18 protein-coding genes are annotated in these 19,769 nt (G+C 62.2%); 10 read left to right on the top strand and 8 right to left on the bottom strand.

Going from position 1 to position 19,769, the window contains the following annotated elements; all coding sequences use genetic code 11:
• The coding region (locus GCN74_RS29395) for a hypothetical protein (protein ID WP_226939189.1) at positions 1–210 on the top strand (210 nt) is incomplete at its 5' end.
• 104 nt (positions 211–314) lie between these two features.
• Positions 315–1,694 (top strand): sodium-dependent transporter, encoded by a 1,380-nt coding sequence (locus GCN74_RS23825; protein ID WP_152258965.1) that lies wholly within the window; start codon positions 315–317, stop codon positions 1,692–1,694.
• Here GCN74_RS23825 and GCN74_RS23820 read toward each other — a convergent pair whose 3' ends face one another.
• The 7 genes from GCN74_RS23820 to GCN74_RS23790 form a co-directional block, all read right to left on the bottom strand.
• Entirely contained in the window at positions 1,695–2,309 is a 615-nt protein-coding gene (locus GCN74_RS23820; protein ID WP_152258964.1) for a M15 family metallopeptidase, read from the bottom strand.
• Positions 2,309–3,211, bottom strand: coding sequence for a LysR family transcriptional regulator (locus tag GCN74_RS23815; RefSeq protein ID WP_099408255.1), 903 nt, complete (start codon positions 3,209–3,211; stop codon positions 2,309–2,311). The genes GCN74_RS23820 and GCN74_RS23815 overlap by 1 nt, the downstream gene beginning before the upstream one ends.
• Before the next feature lie 83 nt (positions 3,212–3,294).
• Complete coding sequence (locus GCN74_RS23810) at positions 3,295–4,095, bottom strand: N-acetylmuramoyl-L-alanine amidase (RefSeq protein WP_152258963.1); 801 nt, start codon at positions 4,093–4,095, stop codon at positions 3,295–3,297.
• 30 nt (positions 4,096–4,125) lie between these two features.
• The gene (locus GCN74_RS23805) at positions 4,126–5,073 is read right to left on the bottom strand and encodes a BadF/BadG/BcrA/BcrD ATPase family protein (RefSeq protein ID WP_226939188.1); all 948 of its coding nucleotides are present in this window, start codon (positions 5,071–5,073) and stop codon (positions 4,126–4,128) included.
• A 93-nt stretch (positions 5,074–5,166) separates the two neighbouring features.
• Complete coding sequence (locus GCN74_RS23800; RefSeq protein WP_152258961.1) at positions 5,167–6,828, bottom strand: glycoside hydrolase family 10 protein; 1,662 nt, start codon at positions 6,826–6,828, stop codon at positions 5,167–5,169.
• 90 nt (positions 6,829–6,918) lie between these two features.
• On the bottom strand, positions 6,919–8,217 hold the full coding sequence (locus GCN74_RS23795) for an MFS transporter (protein ID WP_152258960.1): 1,299 nt from the start codon (positions 8,215–8,217) through the stop codon (positions 6,919–6,921).
• Between the two features lie 45 nt (positions 8,218–8,262).
• The gene (locus GCN74_RS23790) at positions 8,263–9,144 is read right to left on the bottom strand and encodes an N-acetylmuramic acid 6-phosphate etherase (protein WP_152258959.1); all 882 of its coding nucleotides are present in this window, start codon (positions 9,142–9,144) and stop codon (positions 8,263–8,265) included.
• A gap of 239 nt (positions 9,145–9,383) precedes the next feature.
• On the opposite strand from GCN74_RS23790, the gene GCN74_RS23785 reads away from it, so the two are divergent.
• Complete coding sequence (locus tag GCN74_RS23785) at positions 9,384–10,442, top strand: helix-turn-helix transcriptional regulator (RefSeq protein WP_193317226.1); 1,059 nt, start codon at positions 9,384–9,386, stop codon at positions 10,440–10,442.
• A gap of 143 nt (positions 10,443–10,585) precedes the next feature.
• The gene (locus GCN74_RS23780) at positions 10,586–11,719 is read left to right on the top strand and encodes a nuclear transport factor 2 family protein (RefSeq protein ID WP_152258957.1); all 1,134 of its coding nucleotides are present in this window, start codon (positions 10,586–10,588) and stop codon (positions 11,717–11,719) included.
• Positions 11,720–11,721: 2 nt separating this feature from the next.
• Here GCN74_RS23780 and GCN74_RS23775 read toward each other — a convergent pair whose 3' ends face one another.
• Positions 11,722–12,462 carry a GntR family transcriptional regulator gene (locus tag GCN74_RS23775; protein WP_152258956.1) on the bottom strand — a complete coding sequence of 247 codons (741 nt, stop codon included), beginning with the start codon at positions 12,460–12,462 and terminating at the stop codon, positions 11,722–11,724.
• Positions 12,463–12,689: 227 nt separating this feature from the next.
• On the opposite strand from GCN74_RS23775, the gene GCN74_RS23770 reads away from it, so the two are divergent.
• The 6 genes from GCN74_RS23770 (at position 12,690) to bioA (ending at position 19,768) form a co-directional block, all read left to right on the top strand.
• Positions 12,690–14,027, top strand: coding sequence for a serine hydrolase domain-containing protein (locus GCN74_RS23770; RefSeq protein WP_152258955.1), 1,338 nt, complete (start codon positions 12,690–12,692; stop codon positions 14,025–14,027).
• An 81-nt stretch (positions 14,028–14,108) separates the two neighbouring features.
• Positions 14,109–15,395, top strand: coding sequence for a D-amino acid dehydrogenase (locus GCN74_RS23765; protein WP_152258954.1), 1,287 nt, complete (start codon positions 14,109–14,111; stop codon positions 15,393–15,395).
• Positions 15,396–15,487: 92 nt separating this feature from the next.
• Positions 15,488–15,940 (top strand): YchJ family protein, encoded by a 453-nt coding sequence (locus GCN74_RS23760; RefSeq protein WP_152258953.1) that lies wholly within the window; start codon positions 15,488–15,490, stop codon positions 15,938–15,940.
• Between the two features lie 40 nt (positions 15,941–15,980).
• Positions 15,981–17,603: a carboxyl transferase domain-containing protein gene (locus tag GCN74_RS23755; protein ID WP_152258952.1), complete on the top strand. Its 1,623-nt coding sequence runs from the start codon at positions 15,981–15,983 to the stop codon at positions 17,601–17,603.
• Between the two features lie 15 nt (positions 17,604–17,618).
• Positions 17,619–18,407, top strand: coding sequence for an enoyl-CoA hydratase/isomerase family protein (locus tag GCN74_RS23750; protein ID WP_152258951.1), 789 nt, complete (start codon positions 17,619–17,621; stop codon positions 18,405–18,407).
• 32 nt (positions 18,408–18,439) lie between these two features.
• Entirely contained in the window at positions 18,440–19,768 is a 1,329-nt protein-coding gene (bioA, locus tag GCN74_RS23745; RefSeq protein ID WP_152258950.1) for an adenosylmethionine--8-amino-7-oxononanoate transaminase, read from the top strand.
• The last annotated feature ends 1 nt before the right edge of the window (position 19,769 follow it).

Raw genomic sequence — 19,769 nt, 5'->3', positions numbered from 1 at the left:
CGACTGTTAATTGTTAAAGAACTGTATTCGGTACTGCTTATTTACTGCTTTCGCGCTATCGACAAAGCGTTGTGTTTGTCAGCTGCGAAGAAGGAAGAGTATGAAGCATTTCAGCACAATCGTCAACACCTTCTTTTTACTACCCAGCCCCGGAAGGCTGTCCCTTTTGTGCCGCAAACCAGTGCGTCTCATTGGGGAGGCGAACTATAGCAAAGCGTCCCTGTAGAAGCAAGGCTTTTCCCGGGTATTTGCGGCCAACTGCTACAATTTCGCCCCCTCAGCGCAAATCCGCGTCCATCCATAGAAGATTCACCATGAAACAACAAGCTCAAGGATCAGGCCTGCCCCTGAAACGAGCTGGCTTTACCACTGGCTTCGGCGTGCTCGCCGCCACCCTCGGTTCCGCAGTCGGTCTCGGCAATATCTGGAAATTCCCTTACCTGACGGGTGCCAATGGCGGCGCCGGCTTCCTGCTCATCTATCTGCTCGCTACCTTATTAGTAGGACTGCCCGTGATGATCGCGGAAATCACCCTGGGGCGCCGCGCCAAGGTCAACCCGATTTCCACCATGGAACAGCTGGCACCGAAGGGCAAGCCCTGGTGGCTGGTCGGCTTCATCGGCATGGTCGCCGCCTTCCTGATCGTCGCGTTTTACTCGGAAGTGGTGGGCTGGGTGTTTGCCTATATCGCCAAGGCCATCGACGGCTCCATCCTCAGCAGCGACAAGCTGGTGACGGAAGCGGCCTTCGCCTCCCTGATCAGCAATCCTTGGCAATCGCTGTTCTGGCAATGGGGCGTGCTGCTGTTTATCGGCGGCATCTTGATGCTGGGCGTGACCAAGGGCATCGAAGCGATCGCCAAGAAACTCATGCCGCTGCTGTTCCTGCTGCTGTTGCTGCTCTGCGCGGTCAGCCTGTCGCTCGATAAAGCGGGCGAAGGCCTGGCGTTTTTGTTCCGCCCCGATTTTTCCAAGCTGACGGCGTCCGTCGTGCTGACGGCCATGGGCCTGGCCTTCTTCAAATTGTCTGTCGGTATGGGCACGATGATGACCTACGGCAGCTATTTCCGCGATGACCAGAATATCCCCGTGACCACCTTGCGCGTGATGGCGGCCGACCTCGGTGTATCGATGCTGGCCGGTATCGCCATCTTCCCCGCCGTATTCACGTTTGGCTTCGCCCCCAGTGCGGGACCGTCGCTGGTGTTCATCACCATCCCCGCCGTGTTTTCGCAAATTCCCATGGGACAAGCCCTGATGGTGGTGTTCTTCATCCTGGCCGCCGTGGCCGCCACGGGCGCGATGCTGTCGCTGATGGAAGTGCCCGTGGTGATTTTCCATGAACGCTTCGGCTGGACGCGCACCAAGTCCACCATCGTGACCATGCTGCTGCTGGCCGTGCTCGGTTCCGTGTGCGCCCTCAGTAACAGCAGCCTGGCCGATTTCAAGCTGTTCAATTTGAATATGTTTGATCTGTTCGACTTTGTCTCGTCGAATATCTTCCTGCCCGTGGGCGGCATTGCGATTGCCTTGTTTACAGGCTGGGCTTGGGGCAAGCAGCATTTCATCGAGGCGATCAGCAATCACGGCCAGTTGCAAAATAAAACCCTGGCGCATGTGCTGCTGTTCCTGCTGCGCTTTGTCTCGCCCGTGCTGATCCTGATCGTGATGCTGAAAGGTTTACAGGTCTTCTGATCAGAGTACCCGGGTGTAGGTCTGGCGCACCAGCACCCGGTCGCCGCAATCGAAATGCCACCATTCGCTGTTGATGCCGAAAAAGCCCGCCTGGAACATGGCATCGCGCAGCAATCGGCGATGCGCCACATGCTCCTCCATAATTTCCCCCTTCTCCAGCAAAACCAGCTCCAGCGCTGGGTGCGAGCGCTCACTTAGATCATCAAAACCCGTGCCCATATCCAGTTCCTGTCCGTCGGGGCCGACGATGGTGATGTCGAGCGCCATGCCGAACGAGTGAATCGACCCGCGCGACGGCTCGGCGATATAGCCGAGCAGCTCCGTTCCCTGCAGCGCATCCCACAATTGCTGCTGCACCCGCTGCGGGCGCAGGGCGTCGAGCACCAGCAGATGATGATCGGGGCGCTGCGCGGCCAGCCAGGCCACGGCCTTTTCCAGTGCGGAGGCCGCATCGCGGTGCAGCCAGGCGCAATCGATGGGGCTGTATAAGTCGCGGCCCACGAAATTGTCGGGCGTGGCGTAGCGCAAGTCGACGGCGATGCCGGCGATGCTGCTCAGGTGGCGAAATTGCGGATCGTTGCCGACCGCTTCCAATTGCAAACTTGCAACAGACATCAGACTCCTCTTTCCAGGCAGTTGCGCGCCGCCACGCCGATGCTGTCGGCCAGGCGCCGCGCGCCATGCGACAGCGGCGAGTGGCTCGCCGTCAATAAATACAGTTGGATCGGTATCGTGGGCGCCCAAGGCCGGCGCTGCAGCCGCTCGGGTGAGCCGGACGCAGCCGTGAATGGGTCGACCACAGCCATGCCAGCGCCCGCTTCCACCAAGGAACGGGCAATTTGATAGGTCTGCACCACGGTGGAAAACACGGGATGAATGTCCTGCGCCTCGCAGGCGGCCACCACCAGTTCGCCCAGCGGATCGTTGTCGGCATGCCCGATCAGCTCGCCGTTGAGGCCATGCGCCGTCAACGGCGTGCCGCAATCGGCAGCATGCCAGGTGCCGGCAGGCGCGATCACCGTCATGACGCCCTGCGCGATCGGTTCGGCCACGATGCCCGGATGGCGCGGGTCTTGCAGCGACACGGCCAAGTCCGCTTCCCCCAGACGCAGGGTATTGACGATCTCGCCCGTGTGGTGGGTAGCCAGCTGGCAACGCGTGTGAGGGAAGTCGCGCCGCCATTCCGTCATGGCGAACGGCAAGACGCTGATGGCGAGCGTCGGCGTGGACACCAGGCGGATGGTTTCCACCGCATGGCCCTTCAGGCTGGCTGCCAGGCGGCGGATGCCCAATAAATCGCGGTTGAGTTTTTCCGTCTCGACAAACAAACGGTGCGCCTCGGGCTTCGGGTACAGCTTGCCCCGCACGCGCTCGAATAGCGGCATGCCCAGTTGCAATTCGCAATGTTGCAAGACCTTGGTCACGGCCGGTTGCGAGATATGCAACACCTGGGCCGCGCCGCTGATGGTGCCAACTTGCATGATGGCGTGAAATACTTCGATATGACGCAGCCGCATGAGCTATTCCTTTACCTTGCCGTGGCCACCAGGGCCGTCCATGTTCAGCATATAAGAAAAAGTCATGGGCTGGAACGGCCATGCTACTTTGTTGCAACAGCCGGGGCCGGCGTCGTCAGTACTTCCAGCAGGGCCGCCGTTTCGCCATCGGGCGTGCCATCGAACAACTTGTTGCGGTATTTCATCTGAAAAGCAATCAGCACATTGCGCGTCGCTTCGTCGAACACGCCCGTAGTCGGCGTGGCATAGCCATGCTGGGCCAGTTTTTTCTGGAACCAGACGGCATCCGGCACCTGCTGATCAAAAATGAGGCGCTGCGTGGCGACACGGTTGGCGTCCGGCCACACGATCAGGCCCGCATCGGCCAGCTGGCGCCATGGGAACAACGGGCCCGGATCCTGCTTGCGCTGCGGGGCGATTTCGTTGTGGCCCAGGATATTTTCCGGCGCGATGTTGTAGCGCGCCTGGATATCTTTCAACAGGGGAATCAGCTCATCGATCTGTGCCTGCGGGAATGGATACCAGAGGCGGCCTTCCGGCGTGTCCTTGTAGCCTGGGTTGACAATCTCGATACCGATCGAGCTGACATTCAACTGTGTATACGTCTTCCAGTTACTCACACCCGCGTGATTGGCCTGGCGCGATTCGTCGACCAGCACGTAAAACTTCGGCTTGTCCGTGTCGGTCAGCAAATAATGGCTGCTGACCACTTGTTCCGTCAGGATCTTGATCGAGCGGGGCAGGTCGCTGACCGTGTAATGGATGACGATGAATTTCACGCGCGGGCTCTGGCTACGCGCATTCAAGCTATGGTCGAGGTGCGGCGCGGGCGTGGTACAGGCGGAGAGCAGGGCCACCAGCAGCGCGAGGGCGATTTTTTTCATGAAAGATCCGTGTTCGGGTTAATAAAATAGTCAGTCTTTGCCAGCATACAAGCTGGCCGTCCTCGCTGCCAGCTTGGCCGCGGCCTCATGCGAACAAGCAACTTTTTGCTCCATCGTCAACGATACAGGCAAAGCGGCGCGCATGGCTGCCGCGATGGCCGGGTGCAATTGCGCCGCTCGGCCCGCCAGCACCACGGGACGGGGACCGTAGCGCGCCGTCAGGGCCAGCGCCAAGCGCGCCAGTTCCTGTCCCGCACGCTGCAAGATGTCCAGCGCCAGCGGGTCGGCATCCGCACTGGCGGCCACGGCCAGGGCCAGCCGGCCGATGGCGCCCCGGTCCTGGCCATACATGAAGGCGCGCGACAGCGACCAGTCGCTGCCGCCCAGTCGCGCAAAAACGGCCTGGGCCATGGGCGAGCCTTGCCAGCTGCCGGGCGCCTCGTCTTCGCCGCGCCAGATGTGGCGCAAGGCTTCGCGCGCGATCCAGTAGCCGCCACCGCCGTCGTCGAGCAGCACGCCACGCCCGCCCGCGCGGTGAAACACGCCATCCGCATCGATCCAGGCAGCAATCGAGCCCGTACCAGCGTAGACCAGATAACCTTCGCCCGGTTCAAAACTGTCGCGATAGGCGATGTCGATATCGTTGCCCAAGCGCACGTTGCTGGCGTCCAGCGCCAGCAACTCTGCCAGCATGGGCGCCAGCGCCGCATCGTCGCCGCCAAAACCCGTCAAGCCCGCCACCACGGCGCGGGGCTGGCCGATGGCCAGAACGGCCCGGCACAGCCGGGTAAACGTGGCGTGCACGGCTGCGCGGCCCGCGTCGCTGCTCATTTGCAAGGCAGACAAGCCTTCCACGGCGCCGTCGGCCACGATGGCGCCGTCCACGGTGGCCAGGGCCCAGCGCGTCTGCGTGCCGCCCGCGTCGATGCCCAGGCCCAGCACGGGCGCTGCATTCTTGGCTGTAGGGAAGGAAATCATGGCATGAGTGTAAAGCCAAGCTGGGCTTGCAGGCATGAAAGCTTGCGCATGTTTCATGCCTGCAGGTTATGGACTACCGGTGATACGGCAAAGTTACTTGGCAGCCGTCGTAAACGGTTCGCGCACGGTCACGCGGGGGCTTTCATTGCCGAGGCGGTCCACGGCGCTGACGACCACTGCATTGACTTTACCAGTGGCATCATCAACCAGGGTCAGCTCGCCTTGCACGCCCGTGACCACGGTAAAGCGCCAGTCTTCGCCGTAGCGGGCCCAGACGGCGTACTGCGCCACGGGTTTGCCACCGCCCGCCGCCAATTTGACGTTCAGGCTGGTGGAATCGCGGCGCAAGGCCAGCACGGGCGTCGCGGGCGCCTCCTTGCCCAGCCACGGCGTGGCGGGAATCAGGGCGGGGCTTTGATACACGGTCGCCTTGAGCTGGTCGCTGACACCCTTGCGGTTCTGCATCAGCGGCACCATGCTGAAATGCACCTGGCCATTCGCGCCGGGGCGCGTGCGCGTCACTTCGATCTGCTTGATGATCTCTTGCGGCGTGAAGGACTTGGCGGAATTGTCGATCCGGCTCGTATATAGACCCGGCCACACGTGGCGGCCATACGGATTTTGCGCCAGCCAGTAGTCGAGCAGCACGCCAAACGCCTGCGGCGCCTGCGCCACGGGCCAGTACAGCTGCGGCGACAGATAATCGAGCCAGCCCTTGGCCAGCCACAGTTCCGCATCCGCATACAATTTGTCGTACTGGCTGAAGCCGACGATGCCGGCAGGGCGGCGGTCCGGACGGCCGATGCCGAACGGACTGATGCCGAAACGCACCCAGCTCTTTTCGCGGTGGATGCCTGTATACAAGGCTTCAATCAGCTGGTTGACGTTCTGGCGGCGCCAGGAAGCGCGGTCCAGCTGACCACCGGCCAGCAGATATTGCTGCCAGGAAGGCTCATCGGGAAACGGCAGTTCGCGCTTGGCGCCGCCACTGCCCGCGTCCAGCGCGGCCGTTTCCGCACCGGCGCCCGCGCCAGGCGCGTCGATCGGATACGGATAAAAGTAATCGTCGATGTGCACGCCATCGATATCGTAGCGGCGCACCACGTCCAGCACCACGTCTGTCGTGTGCCGGGAGGCAGCGGCGTCGCCCGGGTCCATCCACAGGTAGCGGCCGTACTGCTTGACGGACGCCGGGTTGGTGGACGCGAAACTGTCGCGTGCCAGCGGCGACTTGGCCGTCGCGTGGCGGGCCCGGTAGGGGTTGAACCAGGCGTGCAATTCCAGGCCACGCGCATGCGCCTGGGCCACCCAGAAGGCCAGCGGGTCATACAGGGGCAATGGCGGCTGGCCTTGCTTGCCGGTCAGGTATTCCGACCACGGCTCCAGCTGCGAAGGATAAATCGTGTCGGCGCTGGGCCGCACCTGCAGCACAATCGCGTTCAGATTCAAGGACTTGGCGCGGTCGAGGATGGCCAGCGCTTCCGCTTGCTGCTTGGCGACCGGCAAATTGCTGCGGCTGGGCCAGTCGATATTGGCTACCGTCGACACCCAGGCGGCGCGGAACTCGCGCGGCGCCGGCGGCGGCACTTCGCCCGTGATGTGCTGCACGGGCGGCACGGCCGGCAAGCCCGCTTCTCCTGGCGTCACGGCGGAAGGCATCTTGGTGCTGGTACAGCTGCTGAGCAATGTGGCGGTGGCCAGCGCGGCCAGCACGCCGGCGCTGGCGCCCAGGCGTTTTTTAAAAGTAGACAACAAAACAATTCCTTGCAGTGGTGGAGCGCAGGTCTATCGGTGGGGCATTTTACTGTGCGCCCGCCATCCTTGCGGGCGCACAGTTCAAAAGAATCAGGCCTCGGCCTTCTTGCCGAATTCGGGATCGATCTTGACCAGCGCGGCCATGATGAAAGCGGGAATGGTGGCGATGCACACCCAGATGAAGAAGTGTTGGTAGCCGAGCATTTGCTGGATCCAGCCGCTGGCCATGCCCGGCAACATCATGCCCAGGGCCATGAAGCCCGTGCAGATGGCGTAATGGGCCGTTTTATGCGCGCCATCGGACACCATGATCATGTACAACATATACGAGGCGAAGCCGAAGCCATAGCCGAATTGTTCCAACGCAATGCCACCGGCGATCACGTAGATGCTGCTAGGCAAGGCCGTGGCCAGGTAGACGAAGACCAGGTCGGGCAAGTGGACGGACAGCACCATGATCCACAGGCAGCGTTTCAAGCCGAAGCGGGAAATGATGAAGCCGCCCAGCAAGCCGCCCAGGGTCAGGGCGATCACGCCGATGGTGCCATAGACGAGGCCCACATCCTCGGTACTGAGGCCCAGGCCACCCTTGGCGACGGGGTCGAGCAGGAAAGGCGCGGCCAGTTTCAGCAATTGCGCTTCACCGAGGCGGAACAACAGCAAAAAGCCCAGGATGACCAGGATATCTTTCTTCCTGAAGAAGGCGGCAAACGTGGCGACGAATTCCTGCAACGGAGACACACCGGCGTCCTGGATGCTGGGCCGGTCATCCTTGGGCTTGGGCAAAATGAAATAGTGGTACAGGAAGAGGGCGATGAACAGGCCCGCCAGAATGGCGAACACAACGGACCAGGCCAGCTGCACATTGCCCGTCGCATGCGTCAGATAGCCAGCCAGATACACGAGGCCGCCCTGGCCGGCGATCATGGCCAGGCGATAGAACGTGCTGCGCACGCCCACAAAGGCGGCCTGCTGGTGCTCTTCCAGGCCCAGCATATAAAAGCCGTCGGCGGCAATATCATGCGTGGCGGAACTAAAAGCCATCAGCCAGAAGATGGCCAGGCTGATCTGGAAAAAATGGGGCAGGGACGTCGTCAGGGCCACCAGCGCCAGCGCGGCGCCGATCACCAACTGCAAGCCGACGATCCAGAAACGCTTGGTGCGGTACATGTCGATGAAGGGCGACCACAGGGGCTTGATGACCCAGGGCAAGTACAACCAGCTCGTATACAGCGCGATATCCGTATTGGAAAAGCCGTAGTTCTTGTACATGATCACGGACAAGGTCATGACCACGACATACGGGATACCCTGGCCGAAATACAGGGAGGGGATCCACAGCCACGGGTTCTTCGCGCGCGCCGGGGCGGTTTGTTTCACTAGCTCCATACATCCTTCTTGGTCTCCCAGGCAGAAGAATGCCGCGCCATCGGATCACGCCGCCAGTGCCGCCCGCACACTGCCGTCCGCGCCGGCCAACAATGCCTGTGCCTGGTTTGTGTTGATTTTTTTGATCAAGGCAACAATTGCCACCTTGACGTGAAATTGGCATTGCTCCAGCACGGTCCTGGCCTGCACTTCGCTGGCGCCGGTGGCATGCATGGTCAGACGCACCGCCCGCCAGATCAGCTTGGCGTTGGTCGGCTTCAAGTCTACCATCAAGTTTCCGTAAGTTTTATGCAAACCGACCATCAAGGCACTGGAAATCGTGTTGAGGGTGATTTTTTGCGCCGTGCCCGCTTTCAGGCGGGTGCTGCCGGAAATGACTTCCGTGCCCGTATCGAGCACGATGCCGCATTGCGCCTCGTGCGCCACGGGAGCGTCCACATTGTTGGCGATGCCGATGGTCAGGGCGCCGGCCTTGCGCGCGGCCAGCAGCGCCCCCAGCACATACGGCGTGGCGCCGGACGCGGCCAGCAGGATCGCCACGTCATTGACTTGCGGCTGCAGGGCCAGCAAATCCCGCTCGCCTTGCTGCAGATCATCTTCCGCCCCTTCGACAGCCGTGAACATGGCGCCCGTGCCGCCAGCCAGGATGGCGACGGCCCGCTCGGGCGGCCAGGAAAACGTGGGATTCAATTCAACGCTGTCGAGCACGCCCAGGCGGCCCGACGTGCCCGCGCCCACGTACAGCAGGCGTCCGCCGGCAGCGATACGGGGCAGGGCAGCCGCGATGGCCGCCCCGATCTGCGGCGACGCCAGCCGCACGGCTTCGACGGCCCAGAACTGGTCATCGACCAGCGCCGCCACCAGTTGCTCTACCGGATACAGGTCCAGATCCGGATGCCGCCGGCTCGGGGTTTCAGTTTTCAACATGATTTTCGAACATGGTTGAAGGTGAAACCAGTTTAATACCAAAGAGCGGGATCAACCATGAAAGGATGGCAGGCGGGCATAACGGGAGTTTATGGCCGCTGCAGGAACGTGGCGGATTAGCCGGACTTCGATGCGGCGGTAAACCGCTTCCTGAATTTGTTCATTCAGTGGCCCTGAGGCAACTTTCAGACCCGTTTGTGTCTATACTTCGGTTCGACGCCATACTCAATGACACGCCCATGATCGCTCGCCAATTGCTGTTCCTGTTTAGCGCCCTTGGCGCCATCAACGGCATTTTCCTGGCCGTCTATTTTTTCAGCCGCCGGCCCCGCTGCCTGGCCGATTGCATGCTGGGCGCCTTGCTGCTTGCCGTCGGGGTGCGCACCGCCAAATCCGCCTTCCTCTACTTCAACCCGGCGATCGCCATCGAATTCCGTCAGCTGGGCCTGTCGGCCTGCCTGCTGATCGGTCCCCTGACCTATCTCTATGCGCGCGCTTTCATCGCCGGGCTCGCGCAACTGCCTGCGGGACAACAATGGCGCTGGCATCTGGGCTTGTCCTTCCTGCTGATCGGCATAGGCGTTGCCTTTCCATATTCCGCGTACCGCTCTGTGTGGAACCTGTCGAGTCATGCCATTCATGTGTTCTGGCTAGGCTACCTGCTGGCAAGCGCCAGGCTGCTCTGGCAAAGCCGCCGTGCATGGTTGAACGAGGGACAGCGGATGGCTACCAGCAGCGTGCTCCTGCTGAGCGTCTTTGCAGGCAGCTGTGTCATGCTGGCGGCGTACGCGAGCACGCCGTTCACGTCCTATATTGTCGGCGCCTTGTCGTTCACCTTCTCGCTGCATGTGGCGGTCATGGTCTTTCTGCTGAGAAAAGAAAGCCTGGCACCATCCGAGCCCAGGCAGAAGTACCAGAATAACCGCCTGGCACACGAAGATACGCTTGCCGTGCTCGCCGCGCTGGAACAACAGATGAGCGGGCAGAAATCCTATCTGAATCCGAACCTGACCCTGGCCCAACTTGCCAAGCGGGCGGGATGCACGCAGGCGCAGGTGTCGCAGGTACTGAATGACAAGCTGGGCAAGAGCTTCACTACCTACGTCAACGAATACCGTATCGCCGAAGCGAAACAGGTATTGACGGACGAGCCACAATTGAACATGGATACCGTTGCCGAGCGCTGCGGGTTCAATTCCAGTTCCACCTTCTACTCGACCTTCAAGAAAGTGGCTGGCCAGACTCCCGCCAGTTTCCGCGCCCAATCCAGCCAGGCGGCCAGGGCCATTTCCGCGTAAGACCGCTCCGGAATCGCCATTCCGGAGTCTGAAATCATGTTTGGCGACATCAATTCCCCGCCACTTCGATAAATTATCGAGCACCAGCGATCAGCATCGGTCGTTGCTCCGATAAACGTCATTCTTCATTCGAAGGTATAGCCATGATTCAGTTTTTATTGCGAACGGTACTCGCCTGTTGCTTGTTAAGCATCACCGCTGCCGGCACCGCCGCAACCGCAGACCAGGATGAAAATGCCATCCGGGAGACCGTGCGCCTGTATCTGCATGGCACCAGCTTCAACGTGCAGAGCGAGATCAACCAGGCCTTCCATGCAAGCTCCCGCCTTTACCTGGACGGTAAAAACGATGCGGAATGGGAGTTGAGCGGTCCCGAATACGCCAAACTCTTTTCCCAAGAGAAAGCAATGCAATTCAATGGGCGCCACGGGCGACTGATCAAGGTAGAGGTGAGCGGCAAGGTGGCCACCGCCAAGGCCGAGATCCACATTCCCCAACAAGGGGTCCGCTATGTGGATGTGTTTCTTTTGAAAAAGATCGCCGGCAACTGGAAGATCGTCAGCAAGTCGGCAGATCGGGAGCCTGCAGCCCCGCGCCAGGCACGCAAGGTGCTGCTGGTGGTGTCGAATGTGCATCAATATCCCGGTACAAAGGTTAACGCAGGCAATAATTTTCCCGAACTGGCGTATACCTATGATGCGTTTCGCAAAGCAGGGTACGCGGTCGACTTCGTCAGTCCCGAGGGCGGCGCCATTCCCCTGGAAATGATCGTCACGTCGGACGCGCTGCTCAAGAAGCATCTGTACGACAGTGATTTCATGTGGGCACTGGCCAATACCATGCCCGTCTCCGAGGTCAGGGCAGACGACTATGCAGGCATGGCTTTCGTCGGCGGCGGTGCGGCCATCGTCGGCATCCCGGACAACAAGCCGCTGCAGGACATCGCCTTGCGTATCTACGAACAACAAGGCGGGGTGATCGCGGCCATCTGCCATGGCACCGAGGGCATCAAGAATCTGAAACTCAGCGACGGTACTTTCCTCATCCAGGGCAAGGTACTCACTTCATTCCCCGATGCGTTTATCAACAAGGAATCGCCGGTATACAAGGCCTATCCCTTCTCGGCAGAAGGCAGCATCAAGGGCCATGGCGGCATATTCAGGCACGGCGCAAGCGGCAAGAGTCACGTCGAGGTCGACGGCAGGCTCGTGACGGGCATGAGCTGGGAGTCGTCCGTCGGCGTGGCGCAATCCATGATCCGCCTGCTCGAACAATAGATTTACGGGGCGCGGCGCATTTCCGCCACGAAGTCGTAATGATCGCTGCGGCAATACGAATGCGTGAGTTCCACCGCTTCGCCCGACTCCAGGTAGGCGATGCGCGTGATGAACAGCACGGCCTGCCCATCGGGGATGCCCAGCTGCTTGGCCAGCACGTCCGTCGCATTCATGGCACGGATGTGCTGCAAGGCACGCACGGGGGCCTTCTTGATACTGCTCAAGTATTCGTACAGGGAATCGCCCACGGCGCCCGGGTCCGACACCACGCTGAATGGCAGCACGCTCACTTCATAGGCCATCACCACGTCGTCGGCCAGGCGCAGGCGCTCCAGGCGCGCCACTTTCGTATTCTGCGCCAGGCCCAGGCTCAGCTGTTCATCGCTGCTGGCGATGACGACATCGCGCTTGAGCCAGCGCGAACCGGGGCGGTAGCCGCGCTGCTGCAGCTGCTCGGAAAAGCTCGACAGGTTCGACAGCGGCTGCTCGATGCGCGGGGCAATATAGTTGCCCGACCCACGGCGGCGCACGACGAGGCCTTGCTCGACCAATTGATCGATGGCCTTGCGGGCAGTCACGCGCGATACGTCGAGCAGTTCGGACAGGGTACGTTCGGATGGCAGGGCCTGGTCTACCTGGTAGCGGCCGTTGCGTACGTCATCGCTCAGCTTGCGGGCGATCTGCATATATAAAGGCGAATTGTCATTTAAATCGACCTTGAGTTCTACGCTGGTCTGGCTCATACAGTTCTCCTTGTCCTCCTAGTGTAATAGCGATGGCGCCTGCGCGTAGCCCGTCCACCCATGAATAAATGGAAAATGACCATAAATAACGGTTATACACTTAAAAAAACAATGTTTTACCGTACGTATAGCTTTGCATTATAGATAAATAAGCAATTTTCATTAGCGTCGCAAACCATCCCGGCCTATGCTGGTGGCGCCTCCACCACACTGCGACACAGGGAAACATGCACAATAAAATGACGGGTTTGCTGGGCTTGCTGCTACTGGGCACAACCTGGACCGCGCTGGCCGCACCGCCCGGCAGCGGCAGCGACCAGCAACGCGCGCTCGATGCCACGCTGGCCGCCATCGTCGACGACCCGGCCCACCCGCTGGCCAGCCTGTCCGTGCTGGCCATCCGCCAGGGCAAGGTGTCGTATCAGCAGCAATTCGGCTACCGGCACATGGGCGCCACGCCGGCGGACAGCTTGCCCGTGACGCCGGCCACCCTGTTCCGCATCGCTTCCGTTTCGAAGATGATGACCACCCTGGGCCTGATGCGGCTGGTCGAGCAGGGCAAGCTGAGCCTGGACCAGGACGTGGGCGTCTATCTGGGATTTTCCCTGCGCAACCCGCACTTTCCCCAGCAGCCGCTGACCCTGCGCAGCCTGCTCAGCCACACTTCCTCCTTGCGCGACGCGGGCGGCTATGCCTGGGGGCCCGAGCGCAGCTTGCGCGACGTGTTTACGGCTGGCGGCGACCTCATGTGGGATGCAGCCGCGGCGCCGGGCCGCTATTTCACGTATGCCAACCTGAACTGGGGCGTGATCGGCACCGTGATGGAAAAAGTCACGGGCGAGCGCTTCGACTTGCTGATGCGGCGCCTGCTGCTCGATCCCCTCGATCTGCGCGGCGGCTACAACCCGGCCGCCTTCTCCCCGGACGAGGTGGCCAATACGGCCACCCTGTACCGCAAGCGCACGCTGGACACGGAAGTGTGGCGGCCGGCAGGTCCCTGGATCGCCCAGGCCGACGATTTTCACGCGCGCGCGCCCAATGCGCCGGCCGGCCTGGCGCATTATGCGATCGGCAGCAACGCCACCGTCTTCAGTCCCACGGGCGGCTTGCGCATCTCCGCCGCTGATCTTGGCAAGGTCATGCAGATGCTGCTCGACGGTGGCCGCTACCAGCATCGGCAGCTCCTGCAGCCGGCCAGCATCGCGCTGATGTTTGGCAGGCAATGGCAGCTGGCGCCAGACGCCGGCAATGGCGACAGCGAGCGGGGCCTGTACCGCGCCTGGGGCCTGGGCAACCAGCAGTTCGATGCGGTAGCGGGGCAGGGCAATGGCCTGGCCGAGGGCGCCAGCTTCACGGCCGTGGGCCATTTGGGCGACGCGTATGGCCTGGTCTCCGCCTTCGTGCTCGATTTCAAGAACCGGAACGGCATGGTGATGCTGGTGGGCGGCACGGGCAGCGATCCCGCGCAGCATGCGGGCACGTATTCCGCCATGGGGCGCAGCGAAGAACGGATACTCACCGCGCTATACCGTGGTGCGATTGCCAACAATCAATCCTTGCATTGAAATGGTGCATTCCTGAAAGTTATGGCTGCACCATGATGTTTCATTGGCTGCGTTGGCGGCCAGCCTCTAAGCTCTTCCCGAATGCTCCCGCACCATGGGAGCGCAACGCAGCGAGGCAACATGCAGCAACAAGTCATCATCATCGGCGGCGGCATCGTCGGTCTGACATCGGCCTGGTGGCTGGCCGAGGCCGGGTACAAGGTCACTGTACTGGAACGCAACGAACAAGTGGCGATTGCCGCCAGCTACCGCAACGGCGGCCAGCTCAGCTACCGCTATGTGGCGCCGCTGGCCGATGCGGGCGTGCCCTTCAAGGCCCTGCAATGGCTGCTGCAGAAAGACGGTCCGCTGCGCTTCCGCCCCGAAGCGGACTGGCGTCAATGGCGCTGGATGGCCAGTTTCTTGCGCAATTGCAACAGCGCCAGCAATGCCCGCACGACGGCCAAGCTGCTGCAATTGGGCGAACTGAGCCGCGCCGGCATGGCCCAGCTGGAGTTGACGGTGCCGCCGGAAGCATATGCCTGGCGCGATGCGGGCAAGCTCATCGTCTACCGCACGCCGGCCATCTTTCAGCGGGCCGTGGCGCGGCCGGAATCGGAAGAGGCGCGCCTGGTCCTGTCGCCGTCTGAAGCCGTGCAGCGCGAACCGGCGCTGGCGGCCCTGCAGGGCGCCCTGGCCGGCGGCATTTTCACGCAGGGCGAGGCGGTGGCCGATTGCCACGCCTTTTGCCTGGCGCTGGAAGCGCGCCTGCTGCAGCATCCGAACTGTTCGCTCCTGTTGAAAGGCGAGGCGCGCCGTCTCGTCACGCACAAGGGCAAGGTCACGGGCGTCGACACCAGCCTGGGCCTGTTGCAGGCGGATCACTATGTGCTGGCGGCCGGCATCCAGAGCCGCGACCTGGCTGCCACGGCGGGGATTTACCTGCCCCTGTATCCGCTGAAAGGCTACAGCCTGACGGCGCCCATCCGCGCGCAGGACCAGGCGCCCGAGATCAGCATCACGGATTTCGAGCGCAAGGTGCTGTATGCGCGCATCAAGGGCGACCTGCGCGTGGCCGCCATGGTCGACATGGTGGGCGCCGACAACAGCATCGACTGGGGCCGCATCGCGGGCCTGACGCGGCTGGCGCGCGAAGCCATGCCGCACGGCGCCGATTACGACCAGGCCACGGCCTGGGCCGGCCTGCGCCCCGCCACGCCGAACAGCGCGCCGCTGGTGGGCGCCAGCAAATACGCGAACCTGTGGCTGAACGTGGGCCATGGCCCGCTGGGCTTTACCTTTGCCGCCGGCACGGCGCGCATCCTGGCCGATCTCATGGCCGGCAAGGCGCCGCCGTTCGCGCTGGACTTCCTCAGCCCGCGCAAATAGGCGGACGGGCAGCGGCGGCGACCGGCGCCGCCGTTATGACGGATAATTGCGGAACTTTCCTGTTCCCTTTTTCCGTTCCTGATAGCCAGCGCATGCCCACACCCCCGAAATCTGCCGCCTGCCCCTGTGGCGGCGCCTCCTACGCCAGCTGCTGCGGCCCGTATATCGCGGGCGATGCCGTGCCGCCCACGGCCGAAACCCTGATGCGCTCGCGCTACACGGCGTTTACTCTGCGCGATGAAGCGTATCTGCGCGCCACCTGGCATGCCAGCACCTGTCCCGCCGATGCCTTGTTTGCCGAAGAAGAAAAAGTCCACTGGCTGGGACTTGAGGTAAAATCTGCTTTACGTTTACGTCAACGTAAAGCAGAATCAGCAGATCAAGCCGAAGAGATATACCGCGACAGCGTGGAATTCGTGGCCCGCTACAAGGTCAACGGCCGCGCGCACCGCCTGCATGAAGTGAGCCGCTTCGTGCGCGAGGCGGACCAGCGCGGCGATGGCGCCCTGCGCTGGTTTTATCTCGACGGCAGTTTTCCCGAATAGCGCGACCCGAGAGACCGGGCGATAATAAAAAGGAACCGCAATGCCGCACATCGAAAGCAAACTCAATCCGCGCAGTGAAGATTTCAAGGCCAATGCCGCGGCCATGCAAGCCATCGTCGACGATCTGCGCGACAAGGTCGAGAAAATCGCGGCCGGCGGCGGCGAGGCAGCCGCTGCCAAGCACCTGGCGCGCGGCAAGCTGCTGCCGCGCGACCGCGTGCAGATGCTGCTCGATCCCGGCACGCCCTTCCTCGAGTTTTCCCAGATGGCGGCCTACGCCATGTACCAGGACGCCAAGGGCGTCGATGCGGCGCCATCCGCCGGCATCATCACGGGCATCGGCAGGGTCTCGGGCCAGGAATGCGTCATCGTCTGCAACGACGCCACCGTCAAGGGCGGCACCTACTACCCGATGACGGTGAAGAAGCATTTGCGCGCCCAGGAAATCGCCGACCAGAACAACCTGCCCTGCATCTACCTGGTCGACTCGGGCGGCGCCAACCTGCCGAACCAGGACGACGTCTTCCCCGACCGCGACCATTTCGGCCGCATCTTCTACAACCAGGCGAACCTGTCGGCCAAGGGCATCCCGCAAATCGCCGTGGTGATGGGTTCTTGCACGGCGGGCGGCGCCTATGTGCCGGCCATGAGCGACGAATCGATCATCGTCAAGGAGCAAGGCACGATTTTCCTCGGCGGCCCGCCGCTGGTGAAAGCGGCCACCGGTGAAGTGGTGACGGCCGAAGACCTGGGCGGCGGCGACGTACACACGCGCCTGTCCGGCGTGGTCGACCACCTGGCGCAGAATGATCTGCACGCGCTGTCGCTGGCGCGCACCATCGTTTCGAACCTGAACCGTAAAAAACCGCAGCAGATGGACTTGCGCGCATCCGCCGAGCCCAAATACCCGACGCAGGAACTGTATGGCGTGATCCCCGTCGATACGCGCAAGCCCTTCGACGTGAGGGAAGTGATCGCGCGCATCGTCGACGGCAGCGATTTCGACGAATTCAAGGCCCGCTACGGCACCACCCTGATCTGCGGCTTCGCGCACATCTATGGCGTAAAAGTCGGCATCATCGCCAACAACGGCATCCTGTTCTCCGAGTCGGCCTTGAAAGGCACGCATTTCATCGAATTGTGCTGCCAGCGCAAGATCCCGCTCGTCTTCCTGCAAAACATCACGGGCTTCATGGTGGGCCGCAAATACGAAAACGAAGGCATCGCCCGCAATGGCGCGAAGATGGTCACGGCCGTGGCGACGGCTAGCGTGCCGAAGTTCACCGTGATCATCGGCGGCAGCTTCGGCGCCGGCAACTACGGCATGTGCGGCCGCGCGTTTTCACCCCGCTTCATGTGGATGTGGCCCAATGCGCGCATTTCCGTCATGGGCGGCGACCAGGCCGCGTCCGTGCTGGCCACCGTCAAGCGCGACGGCATCGAAGGCAAGGGCGGCGCATGGAGCGCGGACGAGGAAGCGGCCTTCAAGCAGCCGATCAAGGATCAATATGAACACCAGGGCCACCCGTACTACGCCACCGCGCGCCTGTGGGACGATGGCGTGATCGACCCGGCCGACACCCGCATGGTGCTGGGCCTGGGCCTGTCGGCCGCGCTCAACGCGGAAATCCCGGACACGAAGTTCGGCGTATTCCGCATGTAAAGAAGGGGGAAAACCATGGAATTTGAAACCTTGAAACTGGTCATCGAGGGCAATGTCGCCACCGTGACCCTGAACCGCCCCGACGTGCGCAACGCCTTCAACGAGACGACGATCGCCGAACTGGCGCGCGCCTTCGAGGGACTGGGACGCAGCGACATGGTGCGCGCCATCGTGCTGGCGGCCAATGGCGCCGCCTTCTGCGCCGGCGCGGACCTGAACTGGATGAAGAAGATGGCAGGCTACACGCATGCCGAAAACCAGGCCGACGCGCTGCAGCTGGCGCAGATGCTGCGCACGATTTACCTGTGTCCGAAACCCGTCGTGGCGAAGATCCAGGGCGACTGCTATGCGGGCGGCATGGGCCTCGTCGCCGCATGCGATATCATTCTGGCTGCGGAAGACGTGCATTTCTGCCTGAGCGAAGTGCGGCTGGGACTGATTCCCGCCACTATTTCACCGTATGTCATCAAGGCCATGGGCGAAAACGCGGCACGCCGCTATTTCCTGACCGCGGAGCGATTCTCCGCGCAAGAGGCGCTGCGCATCGGCTTTGCCCACGAGGTAGTCGCTGGCGACGCACTGGACGCGAAAACCGCCGAAGTGCTGAAAGCGCTGACGGGCAACAGCCCGCACGCCGTGGCGCAAGCGAAAACGCTGGTGCGCGAAATCGTCGGCCAACCCGTCGACGATGCGCTGCTGCTGGACACCGCCGAGCGCATCGCGCAGATCCGCGCCTCGGAGCAGGGACGCGAAGGCGTGCAATCGTTCCTCGACAAGCGCAAGCCGGGCTGGCTCATGGATTAGCGCATGGACTAAGAATATTCATTGGAGCAGTTTTGAAAGCAGAAAAACAATCGGGCTGGGTCGAACGCAGTCTGCGCAGCGTGTGGCATCCGTGCACGCAGATGCAGCATCACGAGACGGTTCCCCTCATCCCCGTCAGCCATGGCCGCGGCGCCTGGCTGTACGACCACGAAGGCCGACGCTACCTGGACGCCATCAGCTCCTGGTGGGTGAACCTGTTCGGCCATGCGAATCCCCGCATCAATGCGGAACTGAAGGACCAGCTGGACCGGCTGGAACACGCGATGCTGGCCGGTTTCACGCATGAACCCGTGATCGCGCTGTCGGAAAAACTCTCCGCATTGACCGGCGGCGTGCTGGGTCACAGTTTTTATGCGTCCGACGGCGCCTCGGCCGTGGAAATCGCCCTGAAAATGAGCTTTCACGCGTGGCGCAACAGCGGCAAGGGTGACAAGCAGGAATTCGTCTGTTTGAAAGGCAGCTACCACGGCGAAACCATCGGCGCCCTGGCCGTCACGGACGTGGCCCTGTTCAAGGATGCCTATGGCCCCCTGCTGCGGGCAACGCAGACGGTGATGTCGCCCGACTTCCGCCAGGCGGCCGAAGGCGAAACGGCGCAGGACGTGGCGCGCCGCGCGGCCTTTGAAGTGGAACAGCTGTTCCAGCAGAAGGCCGACAGAATCGCCGCCATCATCATCGAACCATTGGTCCAATGCGCCACCGGCATGGCCATGCACGACCCGCTGTACCTGTCGCTGGTGCGCGCCCTGTGCGACCGCTACCAGGTGCACCTGATCCTCGATGAAATCGCCGTCGGCTGCGGCCGCACGGGCACTTTCTTTGCCTGCGAACAGGCCGGCATCTGGCCCGACTTCGTCTGCCTGTCGAAAGGCATCAGCGGCGGCTACCTGCCCCTGTCCCTGGTGATGACGCGCGAAGACATCTACCAGGCGTTCTACAGCACCGACGTGCGCCGCGGCTTTTTGCATTCGCACTCGTACACGGGCAACCCGCTGGCCTGCCGCGCGGCGCTGGCGACGCTCTCCATCTTCGAGGAAGACGATGTGCTGGCGGCCAACCGGGTGCGCGCCGCCAAAATCACGCAAGCGCTGGCGCCGCTGGCGCAGCATGAAAAAGTACACAATTTCCGCCAGCAGGGCATGATCTGGGCGTTTGACGCCGTCGACGCGGCGCCCGATTTCTCGCGCCGCTTCTTCAGCACGGCGCTGGAACACGAACTGTTGATGCGCCCCATCGGCTCCACCGTCTACCTGATGCCGCCGTACATCCTCGACGACGCAGAAATCGCGGGCCTGGGCCAGCAGACCCTGGCCGTCTTCAATCATGTGATCGGGGCCTGAA

The organism is Janthinobacterium sp. FT14W (genome assembly GCF_009208755.1).
In the GTDB taxonomy this organism is placed as follows: Bacteria; Pseudomonadota; Gammaproteobacteria; order Burkholderiales; family Burkholderiaceae_D; genus Janthinobacterium; species Janthinobacterium violaceinigrum.
The sequence above is the reverse complement of the archived record's forward strand: the minus strand, read 5'-3'. Positions and strand labels throughout refer to the sequence as shown.

Excerpts from the sequence above, each read along its gene's own strand:
- GCN74_RS23825 (WP_152258965.1), top strand. The coding sequence starts at position 315 with ATGAAACAACAAGCTCAAGGATCAGGCCTGCCCCTGAAACGAGCTGGC.
- GCN74_RS23820 (WP_152258964.1), bottom strand. The coding sequence starts at position 2,309 with ATGTCTGTTGCAAGTTTGCAATTGGAAGCGGTCGGCAACGATCCGCAA.
- GCN74_RS23815 (WP_099408255.1), bottom strand. The coding sequence starts at position 3,211 with ATGCGGCTGCGTCATATCGAAGTATTTCACGCCATCATGCAAGTTGGC.
- GCN74_RS23810 (WP_152258963.1), bottom strand. The coding sequence starts at position 4,095 with ATGAAAAAAATCGCCCTCGCGCTGCTGGTGGCCCTGCTCTCCGCCTGT.
- GCN74_RS23805 (WP_226939188.1), bottom strand. The coding sequence starts at position 5,073 with ATGATTTCCTTCCCTACAGCCAAGAATGCAGCGCCCGTGCTGGGCCTG.
- GCN74_RS23795 (WP_152258960.1), bottom strand. The coding sequence starts at position 8,217 with ATGGAGCTAGTGAAACAAACCGCCCCGGCGCGCGCGAAGAACCCGTGG.
- GCN74_RS23790 (WP_152258959.1), bottom strand. The coding sequence starts at position 9,144 with ATGTTGAAAACTGAAACCCCGAGCCGGCGGCATCCGGATCTGGACCTG.
- GCN74_RS23785 (WP_193317226.1), top strand. The coding sequence starts at position 9,384 with ATGATCGCTCGCCAATTGCTGTTCCTGTTTAGCGCCCTTGGCGCCATC.
- GCN74_RS23780 (WP_152258957.1), top strand. The coding sequence starts at position 10,586 with ATGATTCAGTTTTTATTGCGAACGGTACTCGCCTGTTGCTTGTTAAGC.
- GCN74_RS23775 (WP_152258956.1), bottom strand. The coding sequence starts at position 12,462 with ATGAGCCAGACCAGCGTAGAACTCAAGGTCGATTTAAATGACAATTCG.
- GCN74_RS23770 (WP_152258955.1), top strand. The coding sequence starts at position 12,690 with ATGCACAATAAAATGACGGGTTTGCTGGGCTTGCTGCTACTGGGCACA.
- GCN74_RS23765 (WP_152258954.1), top strand. The coding sequence starts at position 14,109 with ATGCTCCCGCACCATGGGAGCGCAACGCAGCGAGGCAACATGCAGCAA.
- GCN74_RS23760 (WP_152258953.1), top strand. The coding sequence starts at position 15,488 with ATGCCCACACCCCCGAAATCTGCCGCCTGCCCCTGTGGCGGCGCCTCC.
- GCN74_RS23755 (WP_152258952.1), top strand. The coding sequence starts at position 15,981 with ATGCCGCACATCGAAAGCAAACTCAATCCGCGCAGTGAAGATTTCAAG.
- GCN74_RS23750 (WP_152258951.1), top strand. The coding sequence starts at position 17,619 with ATGGAATTTGAAACCTTGAAACTGGTCATCGAGGGCAATGTCGCCACC.